Origin of the sequence: Vibrio sp. Vb1755, assembly GCF_033338635.1 — a bacterium.
GTDB classification, from domain to species: Bacteria; Pseudomonadota; Gammaproteobacteria; order Enterobacterales; family Vibrionaceae; genus Vibrio; species Vibrio alginolyticus.
Map to the genome: position 1 here is coordinate 1 of NZ_JAWOTA010000208.1, position 1,251 is coordinate 1,251.

General features: G+C 40.1%; 1 protein-coding gene. It reads left to right on the forward strand.

Translation table 11 applies throughout. The features are described 5' to 3' along the window. Nucleotides 1-613: 613 nt before the first annotated feature. Nucleotides 614-1,251: HAD family phosphatase (locus R7E00_RS23955; protein WP_318124749.1), on the forward strand; the 638-nt coding region annotated here is incomplete at its 3' end.

Below are 1,251 nucleotides of genomic sequence, written 5' to 3' on the forward strand. Positions count from 1 at the left end.
ATCCCCGGTAATCATGCCGTCGTACACCAACGTATTGCCTGTAATGGTTAATTTGTTTTGTGTCGGGAAAGCCATTTTTTGAGTCGCGCACCCAGATAACAAAATAGCTGCGGATATTAAACCGATTTTAAACTTCATCCTTAAACTCCAATACAAACTACTCACTTCGGGCTTCATTAAAACGCTCTGTACTTTTTAAGCTTGAAGGAATAATTATCGAGACATTCATATCTTAAACAACATCTATTGTAGTGATAAAAAAACCATTCAACTCAATAACCTAAAAACCAAGTAATGAATTACGACAAGTTTCACGCTTTAATTAGAGATAGTTTTTATAAAAACTCTACGGGAATAATCCAAAACATTTAAACAATCAATATTTACAATCAATTAACTACGAAAACATAAACAGTACCAATAAAAATAATATTGATTAATTAGAATGATATACGCTACGCTGTCACCATTTTTGTTTTAGAGACATAAAGTCACCCTATCGAATAAGACCGCATCCGATATACAGCTGCGACAAACAGAAAAGTAAATTTCCGAGAAAATTACGTCGGCTTATGCCAGAATGTGTTCCCTCACTCAACAAGCCTGTAATGTAATGAAATACCAAGCTGCTATTTTTGATATGGATGGTTTACTTCTTGATACTGAACGCGTCTGTATGCGTATTTTCCAAGAAGCATGTGAAGTACAAAACCTTCCGTTTTATGAAGATGTTTACCTATCGATCATTGGCCGCAATGCGGCAGGAATTGAGACGATTTTCCGCAAAGCCTACGGCGAGAATTTAGACCGCCTACATCTTGAATGGCGCACTCGTTACAACGCAGTTGTCAAACACCAAGCCATCCCTGTAAAAGATGGCGTTGTTGAGTTGCTGGAGTGGTTGAAAGCACAAGGTTTACCTATCGCGGTCGCGACATCTACCGCGAAAGAAGTGGCAAAAATCAAACTGGAATTAGCAGGGTTGAGCAAATACTTCGATAACCTAACGACAGGTTGCGAAGTGAGCCACGGCAAACCCGACCCAGAAATCTATTTACTAGCAGCGAACCGTCTGGATGTAGAGCCAAGCCGATGTTTGGCCTTTGAAGATTCCAATAACGGTGTTCGCGCCGCTGTAGCGGCAAACATGATCACTTATCAAATTCCGGACTTGGTTGAACCTTGCGATGAGGTGAAACAATTTGGTCACTCTATCGTGCCTTCACTGCACGAAGTATTAGCCGAGCTTAA